We start from the raw sequence: 4,503 nt of genomic DNA, 5'->3' as shown, positions 1-4,503 counted from the left end.
GATGGGGAGATGGGGAGATGGGGAAAAGGTTAAAGGTTAAAGGGAAAAGGAATAAATTTAATCTTTTCCCTTTTCCCCGGTTGGTGAGCTTGTCGAACCATACCCCTTTCCCTTTCCCTCGCCCAACGCCCAATGCCCCTTACTCCAGTAGATTGTAGACAACACGCTCAAAAACCATCTATACTTGAGCGTTCACTTTAACTTATGAGGAGGGAATTATTGCTGAGCCACTGAATCTAACCGTGAGCCTGAGGGGCACTCGTGAAGTCCGGGATAACTGTCAGCTATTCCGCCTCACAGGTTTGTTAGATGCCTTTTCTGAGCCGACGTTTCGCAAGGTACTAGAGAGCAAGATCGAAGAAGGTCCTAAGCATATTATTTTGGATCTCTCACAAATCGACTTTATTGATAGCTCTGGCTTGGGTGCTTTGGTGCAAGCAGCCAAGAAGGCTCAAAACGCTAATGGCACTTTGCAAATTGTCACGAATGCCCGCGTCACTCAAACGGTCAAGCTTGTTCGCTTAGAGAAGTTTCTCTCCCTGCAACAAACAGTTGAAGCGGCTCTAGAAAATGTCAAGCAGTCTTGATTGCTAGACCTATTGAGATTAACTTGGCTATTCAGATTCAACATCGGATAGCTAAATTTTTAAAACTTCTGGCAAAACCTCTCTCCTTGCGGGAGAGGCGCTCAGCCAGTTGAGCTTTATATATTTAAAACGGATCGAGATTAAAAATTAAGGCACTTGCAAGTAAAAAAAATATCCTTTGTAACTGTTGACCCTTGACGGTTCACAGTCAACGACTATCTGTTGTTTATCTTTTCGAGTTTCCTAAAATCTTTGTCAATACAGGGGAGTCGGGCATGGGAAGATATTATCAATGCCCTGTACTACCTGTGAAACGACCTTGTCCTCCTACTCTTGGGATGGAGTTTCCTGTAACTTTCAATAAATATTTAGCTCGATCCCCGTTAACACCCATTGAAAAGTGTGAAATCAGCTTTCCAACTCTACTTCAAAAAGCGAGATTTCGGCAGATTGTCTAGCTGATTTGTGTATAATCAACAACTTTTCAAGTATTTTATAAGAGATATGACTTCTGGTTAGGATATTCGATAACAACCAAAGCCAAACAAAGTTCTAGTAAATAAAAGTCAACTGATTAATTTCGATCTAAACTCGACTTGATAATGTATAATTAGGAAAAAATATCTACTAACTAAACATAGCAATCTAGCAAATTTCAAGCAGAACTATTACATTAAAATTTTCTCTGATGCCAGTAAATTCTAGACAGCAATAAGTACCCAAAATTACCTTGTGACAGGTGGAAATCAGGGAAATCTAAAATGCTAAGTCTTAATCAAAAAGATAAAATTTAGTAAGTATTTTTGTATAGTGTTGATTATGCTAGGTATACTATGATGGCATACTTCAGGGAAATCAATCTTTGGGAAGAATGCCTGCACAATTATTGAGCTAGTCAAGGAATGATTTATTTGTGAAGTCAAAGGAAGAAGGGTTATTGGATGGACAAGATGAAGTTTCCAAACAAAATTTATCTTGGACTGAAGCACTGTTGTTAAGCACAGTGCCATTATCCCAACACATTCCTTTTTCACAAGTACAAAAAATTTCTCCCTCTGCTTTAGCTTATTTGGGGGATGCAATCTATGAACTTTATGTTAGAATGTTCTATCTACTGCCACTACAGCGAGCAGAGACTTATCATCGTTTGGTAGTGGGACAGGTAAGAGCGGAAACACAAGCGCTACATTTGCGATCGCTTACTCCTCATCTGAGGGACACCGAACTAGAAATTGTCCGCCGGGGTCGAAACGCTGCTACAGGACGGCCTAAGCGACTTGATCCCGAAATTTATCAACAGGCAACTAGTCTAGAAACCTTAATTGGCTACTTATATCTAACTGATTACCAGCGCCTAACCGAACTGTTAGAAATACTCCATCTAGAGAAATAGTGAAAATTCAATTTCACAATTATCAAAATAGTAGAGTAGGTCTGGTAAATAGCGCCGTTCTGGATGCCCACTATACGCTATATCGTAAAACTAAAATGTCAAATAAACCCAGAAAAATCAAGACTTCTAGCGAACCAAATCGGGGGCAACCTATAAAGCTTCAGGGTAAGCGTGTTATTACTAATCCAATTCGCAATCCCAGAAAAAAAATAGATATCAACCCGATTTCCAGCAATTCGCGTCCACAAAATAGCAACTTCTCTCATCCTTCTCTACCTACAAAACCAGCAGAAGAGAACGATTTAATCTACGGTCGTCATCCAGTATTGACTGCGTTACAAAGTCAGCGAGGTCTCAACCGCATTTGGATTACTAACCGTCTGCGCTACGATCCCAACTTTCACCCTTTGCTTTTACAAGCCAAGGAAAATGGCACGGTAATTGATGAAGTTGAACCAAAGCGTTTAGACCAAATTACCAATCACTCCAATCATCAAGGTGTGGCGGCTCAAATTGCTCCCTACACTTATATAGAATTACCGGATCTCCTAGAACAAGCAAAATCTGTAACCGATCCCGTAATTGTTGTGGCTGATGGAATTACCGATCCCCATAACCTGGGAGCAATTATTCGCACAGCTGAGGCAATTGGCGCTCAAGGATTAGTCATACCCCAAAGAAGGGCCTCTGGGATCACTTCCACCGTTGTCAAAGTTGCCGCAGGTGCTTTAGAAAACTTTTCTGTGTCAAGAGTTGTTAACCTCAGCCGCGCCTTAGAAGAATTAAAAACAGCGGGATTTTGGATTTATGGTACTGCTGCCACCGGTAGTGAACCCTTACACACAGTCAATTTTAGCGGCCCCATCGCATTGGTAATTGGCTCTGAAGGTGAAGGTCTGAGTATGCTCACTCAACGTTCCTGCGATGTTTTAGTATCAATTCCGTTACAAGGTAAGACCCCTAGCCTCAATGCCTCGGTAGCAGCCGGAATGGCACTTTATGAAATTTACCGTCAGCGATCGCTAAATACGCTGTATTTAGATAAATTACAGAAAATCTCTTTGAAAAAATAGCAGTAAAAGAGTATAAAGAAATGTAAATGATAATAAAGCAACATATCCCTTAACACCCTGTAGCACGTTTACAAATCAGCGAAAACCATGAAAACCATTTGGCATAATCTCAAGGAAGGGTTGATTAACACGTTCAACTATCTCGGTTTGGCTTGGTGGGTAGAAATTGCAACGCAAAATCCCCGTTGCACATACTACTTCGGGCCATTTCTGAATTTTGATGAAGCAAAATTGGCTAGCGTTGGATACGTAGAAGATTTAGAGACCGAAGGAGCGCAGGGAATTGTTGTCAATGTCAAACGGTGCAAACCCAATAATCTAACAATTGCTGAAGACTTGGGGGAAAGATTTGACCGCAAAGTACAGCCTGCCTTTGGCGGTCAAATTTAATTTAGGCAAGACAAGAGGACACGGGAAAAAAGATACAAAAACGTGAGGACGTGGGGAAAGAGAGATTCAAAGACACCAGACACGGTGAATTCTTTTACCACAAGTCCTTGCGTTTCGTCTTCTTCCCCGCGTCACCGCGTCCCTATGTCACCGCGTCCTCTTATCTGGGGATGTTCTTCCAGCCAACGGTCAATATCACTCAGTACCAATTGGGGAACTTCCCACGGAAAAAGATGAGCGGTACTGGGGTAACATTGCCATTGGCAGTTATTGAGGTGTCGAGCCGTTTCTAAGCTCGAATCAACCGTGATGTGACGGTCTTGAACTCCAGCAAGTACTAGACTAGGGCATTGAATTTGTGGCAAGTCTTGAAGTCTGTCATACCCTGCTTGAATAGCACTGTAAAGGGCGCGAGTAGCAGCAGCAGAAGTTTGCAAATATGCGGGTACAGCTTCGGTGGCAATATAGCTGTAACTAGTGGATGTATGTTGTTGAATTAAGTAGCGAAAAAGCGATCGCTTGCCAAAAGTTTCAATATTCCACTGCCAACTCGGTTTTATATAATTCAATAGGGCAGCAACGCCAGTATATAAATTATCTTGCCAAGTGATGGGAGGATGACTACCACGGGGTTTTGCGGCTGTCGCTACTAAAATCAACCCTGTAATCCGCTTTGGCAAACGCAATGCTAGTTCCATTGCCAGAATACCGCCAAGCGACCATCCCAATATTAAACATTTTTCAATTTCAAACCGGTCTAGTAACGCTTCTAAGTCCGTCAAATGGTCATTCATGTCAAAATTTTCATTCCAGCGACTTTTGCCGTATCCACGTAAATCTGGGGCAAAAGTTTTGTAGCGTTTTGATAAATGATTGGTAAATACAGAAAGACTGCGACCAGAACCAGGATGACCGTGTAGGGCTAAAATCGGAAATCCTTGACCTTGGATGTAGACGTTGAGGTTTGCAGCGCTAGTAGTGTAATTTTGGCGATCGCTCATCATTAGACGTGCCTAAAAATAGGGGAAGGGGGAAGGGGGAAAGGGTAAAGGGGAAAGGG

At 42.1% G+C, this 4,503-nt stretch carries 5 protein-coding genes; 4 read left to right on the top strand and 1 reads right to left on the bottom strand.

Annotated features, from left to right (window positions below; all coding sequences use genetic code 11):
- The first annotated feature begins 242 nt into the window (after positions 1–242).
- From GNE10_RS32315 to GNE10_RS32300, 4 genes are all read left to right on the top strand, one after another.
- Positions 243–587 carry an STAS domain-containing protein gene (locus tag GNE10_RS32315; RefSeq protein ID WP_244918039.1) on the top strand — a complete coding sequence of 115 codons (345 nt, stop codon included), beginning with the start codon at positions 243–245 and terminating at the stop codon, positions 585–587.
- A gap of 913 nt (positions 588–1,500) precedes the next feature.
- The gene (locus GNE10_RS32310) at positions 1,501–1,980 is read left to right on the top strand and encodes a ribonuclease III domain-containing protein (RefSeq protein WP_185570064.1); all 480 of its coding nucleotides are present in this window, start codon (positions 1,501–1,503) and stop codon (positions 1,978–1,980) included.
- 95 nt (positions 1,981–2,075) lie between these two features.
- Entirely contained in the window at positions 2,076–3,053 is a 978-nt protein-coding gene (gene rlmB, locus GNE10_RS32305; protein ID WP_185570062.1) for a 23S rRNA (guanosine(2251)-2'-O)-methyltransferase RlmB, read from the top strand.
- Positions 3,054–3,140: 87 nt separating this feature from the next.
- On the top strand, positions 3,141–3,443 hold the full coding sequence (locus tag GNE10_RS32300; protein ID WP_099066166.1) for a DUF1816 domain-containing protein: 303 nt from the start codon (positions 3,141–3,143) through the stop codon (positions 3,441–3,443).
- 131 nt (positions 3,444–3,574) lie between these two features.
- On the opposite strand, the gene GNE10_RS32295 is transcribed toward GNE10_RS32300, so the two are convergent.
- Complete coding sequence (locus GNE10_RS32295; protein WP_185570066.1) at positions 3,575–4,444, bottom strand: alpha/beta fold hydrolase; 870 nt, start codon at positions 4,442–4,444, stop codon at positions 3,575–3,577.
- Positions 4,445–4,503 lie beyond the last annotated feature (59 nt).

The organism is Nostoc sp. 2RC (assembly GCF_014222165.1).
In the GTDB taxonomy this organism is placed as follows: Bacteria; Cyanobacteriota; Cyanobacteriia; order Cyanobacteriales; family Nostocaceae; genus Nostoc; species Nostoc linckia.
Note: the sequence above shows the minus strand (reverse complement) of the source record. Positions and strands in the feature narration are given on the sequence as shown.